This window comes from Thalassospira sp. ABL2_045, assembly GCF_056161285.1.
This window is the reverse complement of sequence record NZ_JBSWYV010000011.1, coordinates 47,710-67,198: the sequence shown is the minus strand read 5'-3', so window position 1 is coordinate 67,198 and position 19,489 is coordinate 47,710. Positions and strand designations below refer to the sequence as shown.

Below are 19,489 nucleotides of genomic sequence, written 5' to 3'. Positions count from 1 at the left end.
TTGAAAATATGTTCCGTTCCGAACTGTCCCAACCAAACGAGATCCGCCAGACCATCCGCGATTCCTATCGTGCTGATGAAGAAGCTGTCGTTGAGCGCCTGATCGAAGCGGCGCGTCTTTCCCCGGAACAGACCGCAAGGGTTCAGGGTCGCGCCTATCAGCTTGTCGCCCGTGTCCGTGAAGCTGACAACGGCAAAAGCGGCATTGATGCTTTGCTCCATGAATATGAACTTTCCAGTAAGGAAGGCGTCATCCTGATGTGCCTGGCCGAGGCATTGCTGCGCGTACCTGATGCGGTGACTGCTGATAAGCTGATCCAGGACAAGCTGTTTGACGCCGACTGGCAGAGCCATCTGGGCCATTCCGACAGTTTCTTTGTCAATGCGTCGACCTGGGGCCTGATGCTGACCGGGCGGGTGATCAAGTTCGGCAAGGCGGAAAAGGCCGATCCGGGTCGTCTGATCAAACGCATGATTGGCCGTTCTGGCGAGCCGGTCATTCGTAAGGCGTTCAACCACGCGATGCGGATCATGGGCCGTCAGTTCGTGATGGGCCGCACCATTGACGAAGCCGCCGAACGCGCCAAGGCCAATGAGGAAAAAGGCTATCGCTATTCCTACGACATGCTGGGCGAAGCCGCCCGCACCATGGATGACGCCGATCGCTATTATAAGGCCTATGAAACCGCCATTCACGATATTGGTCGGGTTGCCAATGGCCGTGGCCCGATCGACAGCCCGGGTATTTCGGTCAAGCTGTCGGCGATTCATCCACGGTATGATTTTGCCAATTATGAGCGGGTGATGACCGAGCTGACCCCGCGGCTTAAGGAACTGGCCCTTCTGGCCAAGAAATACGATATCGGCTTCACCGTCGATGCCGAGGAAGCCAACCGTCTTGATCTGTCGCTTGATGTCATCGGCACGGTCTTTGCCGATCCGGATCTTGATGGCTGGGAAGGCTATGGTCTGGCGGTTCAGGCCTATCAGAAGCGTGCCTATCACGTTCTGGAATGGCTGGCGGATCTGTCGACCAAGGTCGGGCGCAAGATGATGGTCCGCCTTGTGAAGGGCGCTTATTGGGACACCGAAGTCAAATTCAGCCAGGAAAACGGCTTTGACGGATACCCGGTCTTTACCCGCAAGGCATCGACCGATGTGTCCTATCTGGCATGCGCGAAATATATGCTGTCGCGGCGCGATGCGTTTTATTGCCAATTCGCAAGCCACAATGCCCATACCGTGGCTTCGATCCTTGAAATGGCGGGCAACGATCGCACCTTTGAATTCCAGCGCCTGCATGGCATGGGCGAAGCCCTGTATGAGCAGATCGTCGATAATAAGGGTGAAAACGTTCCGTGCCGTGTTTACGCGCCGGTCGGCACCCACGAAGATCTTCTGGCTTATCTCGTGCGGCGTCTGCTTGAAAACGGGGCCAACACCAGCTTTGTGAACCGTATTCAGGATGAACAGCTGCCGATCGAGGAAATGATCGCCGATCCGATCGAAAAGATGGCAGCGCTTCCGCGTAAAGGTCATCCGAAGATCCCGGCCCCGATTGACCTTTATGGCGCAACGCGTGTGAACTCGCGCGGGATTGACCTGACCGATACGGAAGAGCTCCTGCCGCTTAGCGCCAAGCTTGCCGAGATCAAGGACAAGACCTGGAACGCTGCCCCGCTGATTGATGGCAAACTGGTTTCCGGAATGCCGATTGATGTCATCAACCCAGCCAAGCTGAATGAAAAGGTCGGTGACCTTGTTCAGGCGACCGAGGCCGGTGTTGAGGCCGCCGTTGTCGCCGCCGTGAAGGGCTATGAAACCTGGAACAAGACACCGGCAAGCGAGCGCGCCAAGGCATTGCGCCGTCTCGGTGATCTGCTTGAAGAAAACATGGACGAGTTCATCGCGCTTTGTCAGCGCGAAGCAGGCAAGCTGTATCTTGATGGTGTTGCCGAGGTGCGTGAGGCGGTCGATTTCTGTCGCTATTACGCCAACCGGGCGGAGGAAACCTTCCGCGAAGGCAGTCCGCTTGAAGGCCGCGGGGTGATCGTTTGCATCAGCCCGTGGAACTTCCCGCTGGCGATCTTCCTGGGGCAGGTAACTGCCGCCCTTGCAGCAGGAAATGCTGTCATTGCCAAGCCGGCAGAGCAGACTTCACTGGTTGCAGCCCGTGCCGCAGAATTGATCCTTGAATCCGGTGTGCCGGGCTCGGCATTCCAACTGGTGCCGGGGCCGGGCCGTGTGATTGGTAATCAGCTGATCAATGATCCGCGCATTGCCGGTGTCGCCTTTACCGGCTCGACCGAAACTGCACAGCTGATCAACCAGGCGCTGGCAAAGCGCCCGGGTGTGCCACTGCCGTTGATTGCCGAAACCGGTGGTCAGAACGCGATGATTGTTGATTCGACCGCACTCCCCGAACAGGTCGTGCAGGACGCGATCATTTCCGGCTTCCAGTCGGCAGGTCAGCGTTGCTCGGCGCTTCGTGTTCTGTTTGTTCAGGAAGACATTGCCGACAAGCTATGTGACATGCTGGTTGGCGCGATGAAGGAGCTTCGCGTTGGGGATCCGAAGTTCCTTGATATCGATGTCGGTCCGGTGATTGACGAGAAATCGCGCAAGGTTCTTGAGGCCCATGCCGAACGCATGAAAAAGGAAGCCAAGCTTCTGCATGCTTGTGACACGCTTCCGGAATGCGAAGGCGGCAATTTCTTTGCCCCGCATTGCTTTGAAATTCCGTCGATCGAAGTGCTGGAACGTGAAGTGTTCGGGCCGGTCGTGCATGTGGTGCGCTACAAGGCGCGGGATCTTGACAAGATCCTCGATCAGATCAATGCATCGGGTTATGGCCTGACCCTTGGTATCCATTCACGTATCGATACGACGGTACGCGAAATCTCGCATAAGCTGCGTGTCGGGAACTGCTATGTAAACCGCAACCAGATCGGTGCCGTGGTTGGCGTGCAGCCGTTTGGTGGGCAGGGTAAATCCGGGACCGGTCCAAAGGCCGGTGGTCCGCACTATGTCGAACGGTTTGCCAAGCCGATTGCACATGCCCAGACCATCTCCAATGACGATGTGGCAGATGATCGTGCACCGATCATCGTCAAGGATGTTATCGCGACAAACGAATATGCCGCGATGCTGACGGCCCAGGAAGAATGGCAGGCAACTGATGGCAATGCCCGTGTCACCATTCTTGAAAAGCTTTCAAGCAAGATGGAGGCATCTGGCACTGATGCCCTGGTTGCCGGGGCGGATCATGTGGCGAACTTTGCAGCCCTTTCGGAAAACGGCTTTGTCGCACCGACCCGGATGCCCGGGCCGACCGGTGAAACCAACGACCTGTATTGTCAGGGGCGTGGGGTTTACCTGGTGCAGGCCGACAAGGACGCCGAACCGGCAAAGATCATCCGTCATCTGGCCGCTGCCCTTGCGGCTGGCAATGCGGTGATCCTTGCAGGTGACCAGAAATGGCTGGCTGATATTCCGGCACTTGCAAAGCAGGCGGGGCTTCCGGCCAAGCTGATCAAGGCAGTCGGGACCAATACGGGCCTTGGTGCGATGTATGATGGTGACATCGCCGGGGTGTCCTGTGTGGCCACCCTTGATCGGGTGACCTCGTTCAAGCAGCTTCTGGCCAAGCGTGATGGCGCGATCCTGTCGCTGATTTCCGATAGCGGAGCCGAGGATGACGGCGCACTGCCCGATGAGGCGTTTCTGCATCGCTTTGCCACCGAAAAGACGATTACGATCAACACCACGGCAGCCGGGGGCAACGCATCCCTGATGTCGATGGAAGAGGACTGATCCTGATCGGATTGGCGCTTTTGTGATCCTGAAATCAGCAAATGGACCGGGAAGGGATTTCCGGTCCATTTTTCTATCTTTTATTCATCTTCTCTGAAGTAGTATGCCTGCGCTCGAAAAGCGGTTGGGCTTTTTTTCGTCAAAATTGGCTGCAATAGCTATTGGCCGGAACAGATGACGTCCTGCGGCGTTGATACTGACGCAAGAAAAATGACCCATGTCGGGCAGGCATGAACAAGGAGAACAGGAATGATCAAGGTAACCCACGGTTTGGGCCGTGTCCTGAAAACGGTATCGGTATGTGCGCTTTTGGCGGTGCCGCTTGCGGCTTGTGGGCCGTTGCAGATGCCGTTGGAAGACCGGACCGGCAATGACCAGTGGCTCGATACCCAGATCAAGTCCGGCATCCTTGGCGAGTTTTCCAAGGTCGATCACACCTATCTGATGGATGTGAACATCGATATCTGGGAACAAAATGTCATGGTCACCGGCATGGTGGATTCCAAGGGCAAGTATTACGACGTCATGTCGATGGTCAAACAGGACAACCGTATTAAGACCGTCCATGACCATCTGGTGATTGCCGATCAGGAAACGATTGATGCCTACCATGCGGCCGAAGACGAGTATGGCAAGAATGCCGTTCCGACGGATTCGGCCACCCAATCGGTATCCGATGTCTGGATCGAAAGTCAGATCAAGGCATTGTTATTGGCCGAAAAAGGCGTGAGCTCGGTCAACTATCGTTGGCAGTCGGTGAAAAATGTCGTCTACATCATGGGCGAAGCGCAAAGCGATACCGAGCTTGAAAAGGTGCTTTCGATCGTGCGCCGGATCAAAGGTGTGACCAAGGTTGTGAGCCACATCACAACAGCCTGATTCGTCGATCACCTTGTGATAAAACAGTTTTTTGGAAATTCCCCGTAGGCGTTCGGCCTTGCGGGGAATTTTTTTGGTCGGGCCAGATGCAAAAGTGTTTGAAAACCATTCGCATTTATCATACAGGTGATTGCACGTAATTAATAACTGATTGCAATCGCACCATGTATGTCTGCATTTGTAATGCGCTCAAGGAAAAAGACGTTCGCCATGCCGCCGAGCAGGGCGGGGCGACACGTCCGGCGGAAGTGTTCCGTTTCCATGGCTGCGCGCCGCAATGCGGGAAATGCGCCTGCCATATGCGCGCAGAGCTGCTGCAGGCGAAAACCTGCGGCAATTGCGATTGTGATGATGCAGCGGCTGTAACGGCGAATATCGAACCGATTGCCGCCGAGTAAGGCGCTTCCAGACATCCAAGCGAAACGAAAAGGCGAAGCCACTTGGGCCTCGCCTTTGTTGTTTGTGTCTGACTTCAGTCTTACCTGGAACGTTATTTCTTCGAACCAAAGCGTTCTTCGGCCAGTCGGTCGGCGACAAAGCCGGTCGACAAGTTCTGGTCCTTGGCGCGTTTGAAAATCTCGCGCACGGTGTCGCCAATGCCTTCGATATGCATGTTGGTTTCGGCCACGGTTTTGCCTTCGCGACAGTAATAGACTTCAACCACACCGCCGGCATTGATGACATAGTCCGGGGCATACAGGATACCCGCCTCGCGCAACATCTCGCCATGGCGGTCATGCTCAAGCTGGTTATTGGCGGCGCCGGCAATGATGCCAACTTTAAGCGCCTCGATCGAGCGATCATTGATCACCCCGCCAAGGGCGCACGGGGCAAGGATATCGGCCTCAACCGACAGGATTTCATCGACGGATACGGCCGTTGCCCCGAACTCCATGACGGCGGCCTTGACGCTGGATGGATTGAGGTCCGCGACAATCAATTTGGCCCCGGCAGCATGCAGCATGCGGCACAGGTGATAACCCACATGGCCCAGCCCCTGAACCGCGACGCGCATGCCTTCAAGCTCCTCACGGCCATGTTTGAACTGGACCGCTTCCTTAAGCCCGATGAAAACGCCATAGGCGGTAAACGGCGACGGGTCGCCGGTGCGTTCCGGATCCTTGCCATCATTGATGCCGCCGACATGTTTGGTCTGGCTTGCGATATGGCCCATGTCTTCGGGGCTGGTGCCGACATCCTCGGCCACGATATAGCGCCCGCCAAGCTGTTCGACAGCACGACCCATAGCGCGGAAAATTTCCGGTGTCTTCTGGCTGCGTGGGTCACCGATGATGACGGACTTGCCGCCGCCCAACGGCAGATTGGCAAGCGCAGATTTATAGGTCATGCCGCGGGACAGGCGCAAAACATCATGGATGGCGACCTGTTCGCTGGCATAGGGCCACATGCGACAACCGCCAAGTGACGGGCCAAGGTTGGTATTGTGGACGGCGATGATGGTTTTCAGGCCGGTGGATTTGTCGCTGGCAAAGACGACCTGTTCATGATCATCAAAGGCGATATCGGAAAAGACGTTCATCCTCTTGCAGCCTCCTGGCAGCATCATTGTTCTGGTGCAGGCTGTTTCCTGCTTATCCCTTTATGTTTGATGCATCGGGCTGTTGATCAATTTCTAATTCCCGAAAGACGGAAAAAAGACCGTTTCGGTTGAAGGGCGGCTTTCGTGCGGAAATATTCTGAGCCTGATGGAAAGGCTTTGTAATTTTATTGCGCGCGATGTGCGGCGCACAACGATCTGAGGGACGCGCCAAGCGGCAAATTCAGCTTTTCCGGGATTCTTTTTGCGGGACTATTTCCGAACCTTTTCCGGAGACCATTTTATGTTGCATTGCACTTACGGTGATTTGTCCTGAATCAGGGATTTGATCATGCGGCCATGCCAAATTCGCACTTGAAACCGGAGTAATTAATCTGGAAATCTCAATTAACCGGACAATTTACGGCTCGTTAAGGTGCGAAACGTAGACTCACGGTTGGGTATCTTGTGGTTGAGATTCCCGGTTCAGGACAGGTTGGCGTCTGGGCGGCGCCAGCGAACAAAAAGTAAGGAGAGCGGCGGAAATGTCTGCATTCACAGACCATCGCCAAACCGTATATGAGGTTGAACTGCACAATCAGGCTGTGCGCGAGTGTGTCAAAGAGAACCGTTCCCACGAACTCTTTGATGACCGTTGGGCTGATGTTCAGACTCATGAAGTTGCGGCAAGCGACGAAAACAAGGCCCTTGCCATGATCGAAAACAGCTATCCGTCCGAAGACGGCTTCGTTGTCGATCACGTCAAACGCCTTGGCTGATTTACGCTGAGCGGGCAGAGATATGGTCCATGGTGAATTCATGGACACAAACACATCGGGCGGGGATTACCCCGCCCGATGTGTTTGTGGATGCCGTTATGAACGTAAATGTTCAAGGCAGGGCGCGGTCAACAAAGTCCAGTCGATCTTGACCCCAGAACATTTCGTTTCCAACGAAATAGGTGGGCACGCCAAAGATGTTGCGTTCACGCGCTGACTGGCAGTTGTCGTCATAGATCTTGGCGATCTCGGGCAGGTCGGCATTTTCCAGATATTCTGTCGACAGGCCGTTTGAGACCAGTGCATCGCGCACAGTCGCAGGCAGCGAAATATCGCGTTCACGCAGCCATATATCACCCATCAGGGTTTCGGTCAGGTCGCTGACATCCTTGCCGTCTTCTTGAACCGCAATGATGGTGCGCGCTGCACGCGTTTCATCCGCCGGGAAATGTGCCGGGTGCAGGTTGATCGGGATGCCAAGATGTTCTGACCAGCGTTTCAGCTCAACCAGGCGATATTCCTGACGCGGTTGCGGGCGCTTGGCCAATGGGACGCCACCACCATGTTCCCAGACATCGGCAGCCCGGCAAGGTTTGTGAATGATCTTCACGCCATGCTTTTTGGCGATGTCGACAACGCGGCGAAACCCGAAAAAGGACCATGGGGATTGCACGAAGAAATAATGAATGATCGGCTCGGACATGTCGGCCTCCTGTCTCTGCAGTGCAGATGTTGTTTTTCAATGGCCCATAGACTGCCCAAGCAGGCATGCTTCGTCAAACACCTGTCACGGCTTGACAGATGAGATCCGTTCATATGTTTGTGATGGTGTTTTGCGGGTCCTAGTAATCCAGCCACCAGGCATATTCATCAATGCCCCCCATCAGGACCCCATCAAAACCAAGCTTCATGATGTTGCCGAGATAGCTGTTCTCGCTGCCAAAGATGATGCTTTGCCATTCGCGGGTCCAGTAATGGACATGGTTTTCCTGGCCCCAGCGCGCCATCAGGTTGCCTTCGCTGACGAAATCGGGGCTGCCGGCCCGCCATCCGCTTTGCCAGTAATAGCGATATGTCTCTGCGGTCGCGATATTGAGATAGGAAATCAGCGTGCGTGGTGTGCCGGTTGTCTTGTAGCGCAGGCGCTTCATATCATCATAGGTCAGCGGGATGGTTCCACGATGGAACGGATCTATGATCAGGGTATCGTAATTGGTTGCCGCCAGCGCATCGACATAGGCATCTTTGGTGCCATAGGGCGAGCTATCAAGCACCATGGCATAGTTCTTTGCCTGGCGGATATTGTCGATCACATGCGGGTTGGAACCAAACGGTGTGTTGGGCACCTTTGCCAGTGATGAAAGCTGCATGCCCGGCGGCGGGGCCGCGTAGTAAAGCGCATCGAGATCGGCAAGTTGCGCACGCGCCTTATCCATATCGGCCCGATTTTCGGTGTAATCGACAGCGAGATATTGCAGGCCTTCAAGCTTGAGCCGTTCCAGATATCCCAGAATATATTTGGTTTCTTCGGCGTTGGTCGCTTCGCCATAATTCTCGAAACCGTAAAACGGCGCTTCGACCAGAATGGCATCAAGAGCGCGAAGGTAATTGCGTGCCGGTTCGGCAACACCGCGGGTCGCAAACAGCGTTTTTTCAAGGAACTCGGTCAGCTCCAGGCCATTCATGGCAATGATCGAAAAGTCACTGCGATAGCTTTTCGCCCAGCGGCTGATCGCGATGACGTAATCGCGCATTTCCTCGACGAAGTCTTTTTCAGGTCGGCCGGTATTGATGCCAGACCGACCATCGCTCAGGCTGTTGGGCGGTGGGATAAAGGGCTCAAGTTCCTGAGCATAGGCGCCAAGCGGTGTTGTCGCCAGCAATGCGCCGCCAAGCCCGGCCGCACCAGTTCCCAGAAAATGTCGACGCGAGATGGATTTGGGCAAGCCGTGCCGCTCAGCCGTACTTGGCGTCGGTTGGATCTGCCGTGACTTGCTGTGACGTTGGTTGGCCATGCCTTTATCCATCGCTGATTAGTTTGGCGATATTATGATGTCGCCTGCATCGCGCCTTGCGCAGTGATTAGCTCGGTCACCCGGTTGCCAATCGCAAGCGATGCAGTAAGACCCGGTGATTCAATACCATAGAGCATTACAAGACCATTAAGCCCGTGCTGTTTTTCATTGGCAATCAGGAAGTCACGCGCAGCTTCGCCCGGCGCCTGAATTTTTGGTCGCACACCTGCATAGCCGGTCTGAAGGGCATTTTCGTCAAGATCGGGATAGTATTTCCGGATGGCTTCGGCAAAGGCCGCACGGCGTTCTTCGGGAACGTCATAGTTCGGCGCGTCCACCCAGGTGACATCTGGGCCAAAGCGCGCCTGACCGCCCATGTCAAGGGTCAGGTGGATGCCAAGGCCTGCCTGTTCCGGGGCAGGGTAGATCAGGGTGGAAAATGGCGCCTTGCCCGACAGAGTGAAATAACAACCACGTGCGTAATGCTGCGGTGGGACAGTCGTGGGCGGCAAACCGGCAAAGTTCCGACCCAGTGTCTGGCTGTGCAGGCCGCCTGCAACGATCAATTCCGCGCAGGTCAGGCTCATTTCCTCGCCATCGGCATCGGTGGTGTTGACGGTATAAAGTCCGTTTTCAAAGCTGACGCCGGTGACCTTGGTGTTTACCGCAAGGGTCGCGCCATTGTTTTCCGCCTCACCCAGCAGGGTGACCATCAATTGGTGGCTATCGACAATACCGGTCGATGGGCTTTCAAGCGCGCCAACGCAATGCAGGTTCGCTTCACGTTCAAGGGCTTCGTCGCGCGAAATCCAGACAAGATCATTCACGCCATTTTCGGCAGCCTTTTCCTTTATCCCGGTCAGTGCTGTCATCTGGTCTTCGGCGGCGGCGACGATCAGTTTGCCGGTGCGTTTGTGTTCAATGCCGTTTTCCTCGCAATAGCGATACAGCATCTCGCGCCCGGTGACACAAAGCTCGGCCTTGAGGCTGCCTTTCGGATAATAGATCCCGGCATGTATGACTTCGCTGTTGCGCGCACTTGTCTCGGTGCCGATTGCATCGTGCTGTTCAATGATCAGGACTTCGCGCCCCGTGCGTGCAAGAGAACGGGCGCAGGCCAGTCCGACGACGCCGGCACCGATGACGATGGTTTGAATATCTGCAGTCATGATCACTTGTGTCTTGGTTGGAATGTAGGAAATGCGGTGGTCAGGATGTGGGGGGACCCTAGTTCGCTTGGCGGAAATAGACAGCCTGTCCCTGATTGTCCTTGCCGTTGCCGGTGACAACTGCGGGCGCCTCACTGGTGTAATGGCCGCGTGCAAAGCTGCTGTCGTTGCAATAGACATACCAGCTGCCAAACGGCAGAGTATCACTTTGATAGGCACCACCTTCATGGCGCCAGATGCCCTCGCAATGGCGCTGGTCGTCATCAAGGATCATGGTGCCTTCGCCAGATGGCTGGTCAAAGCGCAGCTTGCCGGTGCCACGCACAGATTGCCAGTTGGTGACGATATCAATTCCGTCAATCGGTGGCGGCGTGGTTTCACCTTCGGGCTGCTCGAGGACTGGGGCATCCGCTGGCCCGGCAACAGCTGCGGAAATCGCCGAATTTTCCGGCAGTTCAATCGTCAGGCGGCCAAAGAACCCGGCGGCAAATTCCTGTGCATCAATCATCGGCAGGCCACTTAGCGGCGCGCTGACCCCATTGGCAGCCTGAACCTGTGTCGGGGTGCAATAATAACCCAGCAGGCGACTGCCGCGTTGGGCTGGTGTTTGCGGATCCCACTGTCCGACAAAGGAAACGCATTGCGATCCATCTCGGGTAAAGGGCGACAGGGCGATGTTGCCATATCGGGTTTCCTGCACAAAGTTCGCTCCATTCAGGCTGCTGCGTCCCTTGAGTGCATCAAACATATCAAGCAACTGCTCGGATGCCATGGCGGTGCTGAACCGAAAACCGGGGGCAGAAGTCGTATAAACGCTTTCCAGATAAAGGTCGCTTGCGGTCGCCGGCGATTCCGAGACCGAGCGCGGCGCATACCAGCGCCCGACAAAAACCGTGCTGTTGTCGCGATATTGACGCAGGAAGCTGTTCTGGCCATCGGTATTGGTGGCAAACAAAACTGGGCTCTGGTCTTGCGGGATCTGTTCAAACCCGCTGGTTTGCTGTGCAAGCGCGATCTGGGGGACTGCCACCAGAAGGCTTGCAAGCATGCTGCCGATCAAAGCCGCCCGATACTTCACATTACGTCCTTTCAGTTTGTTTTCAGGCGCATTTTTGCGTTGCGCTACCCTTATCTTTACCTTTGTGCATCTAGATTGGCTAGGGTGCAGTAACCTTTGCCATGTCAATCAGCTCGCTTTTACCTTGATTTTTGGGATTAAACGGGCTCATTGGGGAGATTGGCCTTGGGGACGAAGACAATAAGCCTGAAGATACGGAGCATATAATCATGACGGTGCACCAGACCGGCGCAGACGGGGACAGCGCGGGCCAGCAGACGGCAACGGACAAGCAACCGCCGTCCAATCGCGCCCATGTAATCGTGATCGGCAATGAAAAGGGTGGGTCAGGCAAATCTACAACCGCGATGCATCTGATCGTTTCCCTGATGAAGATGGGGTTCAAGGTCGGATCGCTCGATATTGACGCCCGTCAGGGAACACTTACGCGGTATGTCGAAAACCGGACCGCCTTTAACGAGAAAAAGGGCCTTTCACTGCCGGTGCCCGAACACCGCCCGATCTTTCGGAGTGAATTGTCCGATGGCAATGAAGCCAAGCTCGATGAGCGCGAACGCTTTACGACGGCCCTTGGGGAAATGGTGGTCAGCTGCAATTTCATCGTCATGGATTGCCCGGGCAGTGACAATTACCTGTCACGTTTGGCGCATGCCTGTGCGGATACCCTGATTACGCCGATCAATGACAGCTTTATTGATCTTGATATGCTGGCCCGGATTGATCCGGACAGTCTCGATATCAAAGGGCCCAGCATCTATGCTGAGATGGTCTGGGATGCGCGTAAGCGTCGTGCGGCCATTGATGGCGGCAAGATTGACTGGATTGTCATGCGCAACCGTCTTTCGCATCTTGATGCGCGCAACAAGCGCGACATTGCCGAAATTGTTGAAAAACTCGCGGATCGCATCCGTTTCCGGCAGGCGCCGGGATTTGGCGAGCGTGTGATTTACCGCGAACTTTTCCTCAAAGGTCTGACGCTTCTTGATCTGCGCGAAAAAGGTGTCGGAATCCCCATGAGCATGTCGCACATGGCTGCCCGTCAGGAAGTCAGATCGCTTTTGGAAGTGATCGGTTTCAAACCGGCAGATGGCGAGGAGTTGCCGATCTGAAGGCTTCCGGCCTATATCTTGTGGGACACGAAATTGTCCAACCGGAATATAAAGCAGGCAGGTCCCTTTGACGCGCAAAGACATCATTTCTGAGACATCCGGGGCGGAGGAAGTGGCAGACTTCCTTGGCAAGGCCCGTGAACTTGCGGTTAAAGCGCCGTCCTCCGGGCCGGCTCAGGGGCGTTTGATTTTTGCCATGGATGCAACGGCCAGTCGTCAGCCGAGCTGGGACCGTGCCGCTGAAATTCAGGCAGAGATGTTTGAGGCGGTGGACGGCGTTGGCGCGCTTGATGTGCAGCTTGTGTTTTTCCGAGGGCTTTCGGAATGCAAATCAAGCGGCTGGTGTCGAAATGCCAAGTCCTTTCGCGATTATATCACCAAGGTTACCTGCCGGGCCGGACATACGCAGATCGAACGGGTTTTGGCCCATGTTGAACGCGAAACCGGGGATAAAAAGATCGATGCATTGATTTATGTTGGCGACTGCATTGAAGAAAACCCGGATCATCTGGCCCCGATCGCCGGGAAACTGGCGCTCAAGGGAGTTAAGGCATTCATGTTTCAGGAGGGTCATGACAGGGACGCTGCCTTTGCCTTTGGTGAGATTGCCAGGATAACCGGTGGTGCCTTCATGCAGTTTGACGCCAGTGCGGCAGGCAAGCTCCGTGATTTGTTGGGTGCCGTGGCAAGTTATGCCGTTGGCGGGCAGTCGGGGCTTTCGATCTATCAGCAGAAAACCGGATCTGAGGAAGTTCTCAGACTTGGTCACCAATTGCGAAAGCCGCGTTGATGCAGTGGTTTCTGATTGGCATCGCGCTCTTTGTTGGCGTTGGTTTCTTCATCCGCTGGATGACCGAGGCAGAGCCCAAAGAAATCCGCAAAATTGTCTTATTTCTGATCATCTTGGTGTTGATCATGCTTGCCGGTTGGTTGTTGCTCACGGGCAAGATCGCCGCAATGGGGGCTGCCTTGGTGGCCGCCGTGCCGTTTCTGATCCGGGTGATGAAGCTTGGATTCCTGTGGCCGATTTTTCGCAGGATCTTTGCCGCGTCGCAAAAGCGCGCGCAGCCGGGAAGTTTTGGCAACCGCACGGCCGGGGCGGGATCAAGTTCGGAAATTCGTACGGAATTTCTCCATATGGTGCTTGATCTCGAAAGCGGCCAAATGCGCGGTGGTGTTGTCAGCGGTCCCTATGCCGGGGCCGATCTTGACAGCTTGGGACTTGACGACTTGCAGTCGCTTTATGTTGACTGTTGCAGTGCAACCGATCAAAGCCGGGCGGTTCTGGAAGCCTATCTTGACCGTCGTCCTGATTGTGCGGGATGGCAAAGCTGGCGCCAGGGTGATCACGGCGAAGACAGAGCACAAAACGGAGGAAACGACCGCAACTATCACGAGCAAGGCCGAGATGGCGAAAGGAGTACAAGTGCATCTGGCATGACGGCTGACGAGGCCCGGAATATCCTTGGTGTGGGTGAAAATGCCACCCGTGACGAGATCAACCGGGCCTATAAAAAGCAGATCAAGGCGGTTCATCCCGATCATGGTGGATCGGATTATCTGGCGTCAAAGATCAATGCCGCGCGAAGCCTTTTGTTACGGCTATGTAAAGATTAGCGTTAATAATGCGTGCGCTTGCTTGATCCGTGTTCTGGAAATGTGGCAGAAGCATATATGCAGGCAATTCCGATACGGACTGGCGTGCGGCGGTTGAAAAAGGAAAGTATTGAATGTCAAAAAGAATCAAGAAGGCAGTTTTTCCGGTCGCAGGTATGGGAACCCGCTTTTTGCCAGCCACCAAGGCGATGCCCAAAGAAATGCTGCCGGTCGTTGACAAACCGCTTATTCAATACGCTGTCGAAGAAGCCATTGCCGCAGGAATTGAAGAATTCATTTTTGTCACCGGTCGCGGCAAAACCGCGATTGAGGACCACTTTGACCGTTCTGCCGAACTTGAAGCAATCCTGAAAGAACGCGGCAAGGAAGATGCGCTTTCCAAGGCGCTTGAAATGATCCCGGAACACGGTCGCGTCACCTATACCCGTCAGGGCAATCCGCTGGGCCTTGGGCATGCTGTTCTGTGTGCTAAGTCGCTTGTTGGCGACGAGCCGTTTGTCGTGCTGTTGGCCGATGATCTTATCCAGTCCAAAACCCCCTGCATGAAGCAGATGGTTGATAGTTATGGCCGCACTGGGGGCAACATGGTTGCCGTGATGGATGTGCCGCGCGAAGAAGTTCACCGTTATGGTGTTCTGGAGATTGAAGGCACCAATGGGCGCCTTGTCAGCGCATGCGGCATGGTTGAAAAACCGAAACCGGAAGAAGCGCCGTCGACCTTGTCGGCCATCGGGCGCTATATCCTTGATCCGGGCATCTTCGAGGTGCTTGAAAACATTCCACGCGGCGCTGGCAATGAAATTCAGCTGACCGACGCACTGGCGGCCATGATCGGGCAAGTGCCGTTCTATGGGTACAACTTTGAAGGCCGTCGTTTCGACTGCGGTAATAAGATCGGCTTCCTGAAAGCCACCATGTCATTTGCCCTTGCCCGTGAAGATATGCGTGACGATGTCCGTCAGCTCATTCACGAATTCGCCGAAGGCGAAGCAGCGCAATAACCACTTATGTCAACAATGACCGACCGAAATAGCCAAATGATCTGTTTCGGTCGGGATCTACTTACCAGGATAGAACCTCCATGCGCGTAGCTATGATCGGGACCGGATATGTTGGGCTTGTTTCCGGTGCCTGTTTTTCCGAGTTCGGTACGGACGTTGTTTGTGTCGACAAGGATGTGGAAAAAATCGCCCGTCTTGAAGACGGTATCATGCCAATCTACGAGCCGGGTCTGGATGTTCTGGTCGAAAATAACGTCAAGGCGGGTCGTCTGACCTTTACAACCAGCCTCAAGGAAGGGGTCAAGGACGCCGACGCGGTCTTTATTGCAGTCGGGACCCCGACCCGTCGCGGTGATGGCCATGCCGATCTGAGCTACGTCTATGCCGCGGCCGAGGAAATCGCCGAAGCCATGGACGGTTTCACGGTTATTGTCACCAAATCGACCGTACCGGTCGGTACGGGCCGCGAAGTCGAACGCATCATTCGTGAAAAACGCCCGGATGCGGAATTTGCGGTGGTCTCGAACCCGGAATTTCTGCGTGAAGGCTCCGCCATCGGCGATTTTATGCGCCCGGATCGCGTCGTGATCGGCACCAGTGATGAACGGGCGCGCGAAGTGATGTCGGACTTGTATCGTCCGCTTTATCTGATCGAAACCCCAATTGTCTTCACCACCCGTGAAACCTCGGAAATGATCAAATACGCGGCCAACACCTTCCTGGCCGCAAAGATTACCTTCATTAACGAAATTGCCGATCTTTGCGAGAAAGTCGGGGCGGATGTGCATGACGTTGCACGCGGCATCGGCCTTGATGGGCGTATTGGCAAGAAATTCCTGCATCCCGGCCCGGGCTATGGCGGATCCTGTTTCCCGAAAGATACGCTGGCATTGGTGCGTACTGCACAGGAATATGACAGCCCGCTTCGCATCATCGAGACGGTGGTGGACGTCAATGCCAAGCGTAAAAAGGCAATGGCAGATCGGGTCATATCGGCCTGTGGCGGATCGGTTGCGGGTAAAACCATTGGCATTCTTGGTCTGGCCTTCAAGCCGAACACCGATGACATGCGCGATGCACCAAGCCTTGATATCGTCCCCGCCCTGATCGCAGCAGGGGCGACCGTGAAGGGCTATGATCCCGAAGCCATGGAAGAAGCCAAAAAGCTTCTGGAGGGCATTTCCTATTGCGAGAACGCCTATGAGACGATCGAGGGCGCTGATGCGATGGTTGTCCTGACCGAGTGGAACGAATTCCGCGGTATGGACCTTGATCGCATCAAGGACGCGCTCAAACACCCGATCGTAGTTGATCTGCGTAACGTTTATGACCCGTCCGAGATGGCTGAAAACGGTTTCAGCTATTCCTGTGTCGGTCGTGCATCTATCGGAGGCTAATCCAAATCATGACGAATACCGCCGGACACAAGTTTGATAGCTCTGTTTTGCGCGAATATGACGTGCGTGGCGTTGTCGGAGAAACTCTTCACGCAGCTGACGCCAATGCGCTCGGCAAGGCATTTGGCACCATGGTGCGCCGATCCGGTGGCAAGCGCGTTGCGTTGGGCCGCGATGGCCGTCTGAGCTCACCAGAGCTGGCGGCTGCATTGGCTGAGGGCATTCTTTCGACCGGGTGTGACGTGGTGCGCATCGGTCGTGGTCCGACCCCGATGCTTTACTTCACCGTCTATGATGAAAAAACCGATGCCGGCATAATGGTGACGGGGTCGCATAACCCGTCAAACTATAACGGCTTCAAGATGCTCAATGCTGGCAAGTCCGTGTTTGGTGACGCCATTCAGGAGCTTGGGACAATCGCCGCTGCCGGTGATTTTGAAACCGGGCAGGGGAGTGCATCCGATATCGAGATCGAAGATCGCTTTGTCGAACGCCTTCTGGCAGAACTTGATTGTGATGTGCCAAACCCGATGACGATTGTCTGGGATTGCGGCAATGGTTCTGCCGGGGATGTTGTGCGCGAGCTGACGGCAAAGCTGCCGGGTACGCATCATCTGCTGTTTGATGACATTGATGGCAATTTCCCAAACCACCACCCGGACCCAACGGTTGAAGCCAATCTGGTTGACCTGAAGGCCGCAGTTTCCAAGCACAATGCCGACTGGGGTGTTGCCTTTGACGGTGACGGTGACCGGATTGGTGTGATTGATGGCAAGGGCAATGTGCTTTGGGGGGATCAGCTGCTTCAGATCTATGCCGCTGATGTTCTGGAGCGTCAGCCGGGGGCCGCGATCATTGCCGATGTGAAAGCCAGCCAGACCCTGTTTGACGAGGTCAACCGGATCGGTGGCAAGGCCATCATGTGGAAAACCGGTCACTCCCTGATCAAGACCAAAATGATCGAGGAAAAAGCACCGATCGCCGGTGAAATGAGCGGTCATATCTTCTTTGCCGAACGTTATTACGGTTATGACGACGCAACCTATGCTGCCGTGCGCCTCTATCGCATTCTGGTACAAAGTGGCAAAAGTCTTGCTGAATGGCGCGAAGCCATGCCGGTTGCCGTCAATACGCCGGAAACCCGCATCGACTGCCCGGATGATCGCAAGTTCGCCCTGATTGAGGAGGTCCGCGCGCGTCTGGCGGAAGCCGGTGCGGAAGTCAGCGGTATTGATGGTGTCCGTGTCAGCACCGAAGATGGCTGGTGGTTGCTGCGTGCGTCAAACACCCAGCCTGCCATCGTGGCCCGTTGCGAGGCCACCGATGACGCCGGTCTGGAGCGACTGAAGGGGCAGGTGACCGCGCAGCTGGTTAAAAGCGGTCTGTCTTCGGATGACTTCTTTGCCCTTGGTGGCGGTCACTAATCTCGCCCATTGCGCAATAAACAATAAAAATGCCCGTCAGATACTCTGACGGGCATTGTTGTGTCTTTGGTGTTTTCTGTCGTTAGAGCAGTTTCCGTTTAGATTGAAGCGTTTTGTTCGTGTTTGGCGAATTGTTTGGCAAGGCACAGCGCGCAAGGGCGATGCGATGCATCGTTCAAGCGGTGTAACGCCGCAAAACATCGCCAAACCGAACCCTTCGGGCCGGGACATTCTTCTGCCCCGCAGCGTCAAGGATCTTGCCCGTAGCACCGTTACGCACGGAGGTCCTTTCCTTGCAGGACAGAAGAATGCCTCCGGCAAAACGTTTCAATCTAAACGGAAACTGCTCTAGCCAGCGTCGCCTGAGTTAACCGGGATGCAGGCGACGTTTTCACGTTTCAGTGCGGCACAGGCTGCACGTGCTTCGTTCTCGCCATCAAAGCCCAGCAGACGGGCGCGATAAACAATGCCGGTGCCACTGGTTTGCTGCTCGACCGCGGCACGGGTCAGGCGCAGGACGTCCGGCGCGGTACGTGCTGCTGCAAGAACGGCTTCCTGGGCGCGGCGCTGGTCGCTAAAGGCGCCAACCTGAATGCCCCAGCCGGTATCGGTTTCGGGCTTCAGGCGGGTTACAACCGTCTGGGTGTCAACACGGCCCGGCTGTTCGGCTTCGCGCATGGTTTTGCGTTTGGCGATCAGAAGCTGCGCGTCGGCTGGCAGGATCTTGTCTTCCGGGCTGATGCGCGGACGTGGAACGACGATTTCGCCTTCCTTGGTCAGTTTGACATAGGCCTGATCAAGAAGCTTCTTCATCTGGGCGTCACGGGTGCGCGCGGTGCGCCCCCCAAACACAACACCAATCAGGCGTTTGCCATTGCGATTGACCGACGCCACAAGGTTAAAGCCTGATGCATTGATATAGCCGGTCTTGATCCCGTCGGTACCGTAATAGGACGCCAGAAGATTGTTGTGGTTGCCATAGGTGCGGTTGCCAAAACGGAATTTCTGGGTCGCAAAGTAATGGTAATAGCTGCCGTAATTCTTGCGGAGCGCCACGGCCAGTTTGATCATGTCGCGTGCGGTGGTCATCTGACCACGGTTGGGCAGGCCCGAAGCATTCCGGAAGGTCGTGCGCGACATGCCAAGGCGGCGCGCCTCAGACGTCATCATCTGGGCAAATTTGATTTCCGTGCCGCCAAGATGTTCGGCAACAACAACAGCGATATCGTTGGCGGATTTGGTGACAAGCGCCAGAATGGCGTCCTTGACCGAAATGGTTTCACCCGCCTTCAGCCCAAGTTTGGACGGTGCCTGGCCCCAGGCGCGTTTGGAAACCTTCATGCGAGTCGAAAGCGAAACTTTACCGTGCTCGAGCGCATCAAAGACCATGTAAAGGGTCATGATCTTTGTCAGCGAGGCCGGATAGACTTTGTGATCCGGACGGTATTCATGCAAGGTTTCGCCAGTGTCGCCATCGATGATCATCGCCGTGTAGGTCCGCGCCTGTGCAGCGGACGGCGAAAGAACGGTGACTGAGATGATTGCGACCAGACACAAAAGCACAGAGACAAGCCCACGCACACAACGCGAGCGTGTCACTGACTGAGCTTTGGCCATTGCATTTGGCCCGGCAAGGGTCATTAAACGCATTTTATCGGGCTCGGCTTTCAGG

Annotated in this window: 16 protein-coding genes; 10 read left to right on the top strand and 6 right to left on the bottom strand. The window is 55.4% G+C overall.

Going from position 1 to position 19,489, the window contains the following annotated elements; genetic code table 11:
• Positions 1 to 8: 8 nt before the first annotated feature.
• The 3 genes from putA (at position 9) to ACXAIA_RS15425 (ending at position 5,089) form a co-directional block, all read left to right on the top strand.
• The gene (putA, locus tag ACXAIA_RS15435) at positions 9 to 3,812 is read left to right on the top strand and encodes a bifunctional proline dehydrogenase/L-glutamate gamma-semialdehyde dehydrogenase PutA (RefSeq protein WP_475350111.1); all 3,804 of its coding nucleotides are present in this window, start codon (positions 9 to 11) and stop codon (positions 3,810 to 3,812) included.
• 249 nt (positions 3,813 to 4,061) lie between these two features.
• Positions 4,062 to 4,691: a BON domain-containing protein gene (locus ACXAIA_RS15430; RefSeq protein ID WP_475350110.1), complete on the top strand. Its 630-nt coding sequence runs from the start codon at positions 4,062 to 4,064 to the stop codon at positions 4,689 to 4,691.
• Positions 4,692 to 4,855: 164 nt separating this feature from the next.
• Entirely contained in the window at positions 4,856 to 5,089 is a 234-nt protein-coding gene (locus ACXAIA_RS15425) for a (2Fe-2S)-binding protein (protein WP_062957449.1), read from the top strand.
• 92 nt (positions 5,090 to 5,181) lie between these two features.
• Here ACXAIA_RS15425 and ACXAIA_RS15420 read toward each other — a convergent pair whose 3' ends face one another.
• On the bottom strand, positions 5,182 to 6,231 hold the full coding sequence (locus ACXAIA_RS15420; RefSeq protein WP_475350109.1) for a Glu/Leu/Phe/Val dehydrogenase dimerization domain-containing protein: 1,050 nt from the start codon (positions 6,229 to 6,231) through the stop codon (positions 5,182 to 5,184).
• A gap of 542 nt (positions 6,232 to 6,773) precedes the next feature.
• On the opposite strand from ACXAIA_RS15420, the gene ACXAIA_RS15415 reads away from it, so the two are divergent.
• On the top strand, positions 6,774 to 7,007 hold the full coding sequence (locus ACXAIA_RS15415; protein ID WP_475345563.1) for a hypothetical protein: 234 nt from the start codon (positions 6,774 to 6,776) through the stop codon (positions 7,005 to 7,007).
• 112 nt (positions 7,008 to 7,119) lie between these two features.
• On the opposite strand, the gene ACXAIA_RS15410 is transcribed toward ACXAIA_RS15415, so the two are convergent.
• The 4 genes from ACXAIA_RS15410 to ACXAIA_RS15395 all read right to left on the bottom strand — a co-directional run bounded on the left by ACXAIA_RS15410 (position 7,120) and on the right by ACXAIA_RS15395 (position 11,239).
• Positions 7,120 to 7,710 (bottom strand): DsbA family protein, encoded by a 591-nt coding sequence (locus ACXAIA_RS15410; RefSeq protein WP_475350108.1) that lies wholly within the window; start codon positions 7,708 to 7,710, stop codon positions 7,120 to 7,122.
• 139 nt (positions 7,711 to 7,849) lie between these two features.
• Positions 7,850 to 9,022 (bottom strand): hypothetical protein, encoded by a 1,173-nt coding sequence (locus ACXAIA_RS15405; RefSeq protein ID WP_475350107.1) that lies wholly within the window; start codon positions 9,020 to 9,022, stop codon positions 7,850 to 7,852.
• Between the two features lie 32 nt (positions 9,023 to 9,054).
• Entirely contained in the window at positions 9,055 to 10,191 is a 1,137-nt protein-coding gene (locus ACXAIA_RS15400) for an NAD(P)/FAD-dependent oxidoreductase (protein ID WP_475350106.1), read from the bottom strand.
• Between the two features lie 58 nt (positions 10,192 to 10,249).
• Entirely contained in the window at positions 10,250 to 11,239 is a 990-nt protein-coding gene (locus tag ACXAIA_RS15395; RefSeq protein WP_475350105.1) for a hypothetical protein, read from the bottom strand.
• Positions 11,240 to 11,478: 239 nt separating this feature from the next.
• On the opposite strand from ACXAIA_RS15395, the gene ACXAIA_RS15390 reads away from it, so the two are divergent.
• The 6 genes from ACXAIA_RS15390 to pgmG all read left to right on the top strand — a co-directional run bounded on the left by ACXAIA_RS15390 (position 11,479) and on the right by pgmG (position 17,817).
• Positions 11,479 to 12,378: a division plane positioning ATPase MipZ gene (locus ACXAIA_RS15390; RefSeq protein ID WP_475350104.1), complete on the top strand. Its 900-nt coding sequence runs from the start codon at positions 11,479 to 11,481 to the stop codon at positions 12,376 to 12,378.
• A 67-nt stretch (positions 12,379 to 12,445) separates the two neighbouring features.
• Positions 12,446 to 13,168 carry a VWA domain-containing protein gene (locus ACXAIA_RS15385; RefSeq protein WP_475350103.1) on the top strand — a complete coding sequence of 241 codons (723 nt, stop codon included), beginning with the start codon at positions 12,446 to 12,448 and terminating at the stop codon, positions 13,166 to 13,168.
• Positions 13,168 to 13,995: a DnaJ domain-containing protein gene (locus tag ACXAIA_RS15380; RefSeq protein WP_475350102.1), complete on the top strand. Its 828-nt coding sequence runs from the start codon at positions 13,168 to 13,170 to the stop codon at positions 13,993 to 13,995. The genes ACXAIA_RS15385 and ACXAIA_RS15380 overlap by 1 nt, the downstream gene beginning before the upstream one ends.
• Before the next feature lie 113 nt (positions 13,996 to 14,108).
• On the top strand, positions 14,109 to 14,996 hold the full coding sequence (gene galU / locus ACXAIA_RS15375; protein ID WP_475350101.1) for a UTP--glucose-1-phosphate uridylyltransferase GalU: 888 nt from the start codon (positions 14,109 to 14,111) through the stop codon (positions 14,994 to 14,996).
• Between the two features lie 80 nt (positions 14,997 to 15,076).
• Positions 15,077 to 16,393 (top strand): UDP-glucose dehydrogenase family protein, encoded by a 1,317-nt coding sequence (locus ACXAIA_RS15370; protein WP_475350100.1) that lies wholly within the window; start codon positions 15,077 to 15,079, stop codon positions 16,391 to 16,393.
• A gap of 8 nt (positions 16,394 to 16,401) precedes the next feature.
• Positions 16,402 to 17,817 carry a phosphoglucomutase/phosphomannomutase PgmG gene (gene pgmG, locus ACXAIA_RS15365; RefSeq protein WP_475350099.1) on the top strand — a complete coding sequence of 472 codons (1,416 nt, stop codon included), beginning with the start codon at positions 16,402 to 16,404 and terminating at the stop codon, positions 17,815 to 17,817.
• A gap of 348 nt (positions 17,818 to 18,165) precedes the next feature.
• Here pgmG and ACXAIA_RS15360 read toward each other — a convergent pair whose 3' ends face one another.
• A complete protein-coding gene (locus tag ACXAIA_RS15360; protein ID WP_475345574.1) occupies positions 18,166 to 19,434 on the bottom strand; it encodes a serine hydrolase in 1,269 nt (422 codons plus the stop codon).
• Between the last annotated feature and the right edge of the window lie 55 nt (positions 19,435 to 19,489).

Bases quoted from the DNA above. Each gene is read 5' to 3' on its own strand.
- putA (WP_475350111.1), top strand. From the start codon at position 9: ATGTTCCGTTCCGAACTGTCCCAACCAAACGAGATCCGCCAGACCATC.
- ACXAIA_RS15430 (WP_475350110.1), top strand. From the start codon at position 4,062: ATGATCAAGGTAACCCACGGTTTGGGCCGTGTCCTGAAAACGGTATCG.
- ACXAIA_RS15425 (WP_062957449.1), top strand. From the start codon at position 4,856: ATGTATGTCTGCATTTGTAATGCGCTCAAGGAAAAAGACGTTCGCCAT.
- ACXAIA_RS15420 (WP_475350109.1), bottom strand. From the start codon at position 6,231: ATGAACGTCTTTTCCGATATCGCCTTTGATGATCATGAACAGGTCGTC.
- ACXAIA_RS15415 (WP_475345563.1), top strand. From the start codon at position 6,774: ATGTCTGCATTCACAGACCATCGCCAAACCGTATATGAGGTTGAACTG.
- ACXAIA_RS15410 (WP_475350108.1), bottom strand. From the start codon at position 7,710: ATGTCCGAGCCGATCATTCATTATTTCTTCGTGCAATCCCCATGGTCC.
- ACXAIA_RS15405 (WP_475350107.1), bottom strand. From the start codon at position 9,022: ATGGCCAACCAACGTCACAGCAAGTCACGGCAGATCCAACCGACGCCA.
- ACXAIA_RS15400 (WP_475350106.1), bottom strand. From the start codon at position 10,191: ATGACTGCAGATATTCAAACCATCGTCATCGGTGCCGGCGTCGTCGGA.
- ACXAIA_RS15395 (WP_475350105.1), bottom strand. From the start codon at position 11,239: ATGCTTGCAAGCCTTCTGGTGGCAGTCCCCCAGATCGCGCTTGCACAG.
- ACXAIA_RS15390 (WP_475350104.1), top strand. From the start codon at position 11,479: ATGACGGTGCACCAGACCGGCGCAGACGGGGACAGCGCGGGCCAGCAG.
- ACXAIA_RS15380 (WP_475350102.1), top strand. From the start codon at position 13,168: ATGCAGTGGTTTCTGATTGGCATCGCGCTCTTTGTTGGCGTTGGTTTC.
- galU (WP_475350101.1), top strand. From the start codon at position 14,109: ATGTCAAAAAGAATCAAGAAGGCAGTTTTTCCGGTCGCAGGTATGGGA.
- ACXAIA_RS15370 (WP_475350100.1), top strand. From the start codon at position 15,077: ATGCGCGTAGCTATGATCGGGACCGGATATGTTGGGCTTGTTTCCGGT.
- pgmG (WP_475350099.1), top strand. From the start codon at position 16,402: ATGACGAATACCGCCGGACACAAGTTTGATAGCTCTGTTTTGCGCGAA.
- ACXAIA_RS15360 (WP_475345574.1), bottom strand. From the start codon at position 19,434: ATGGCCAAAGCTCAGTCAGTGACACGCTCGCGTTGTGTGCGTGGGCTT.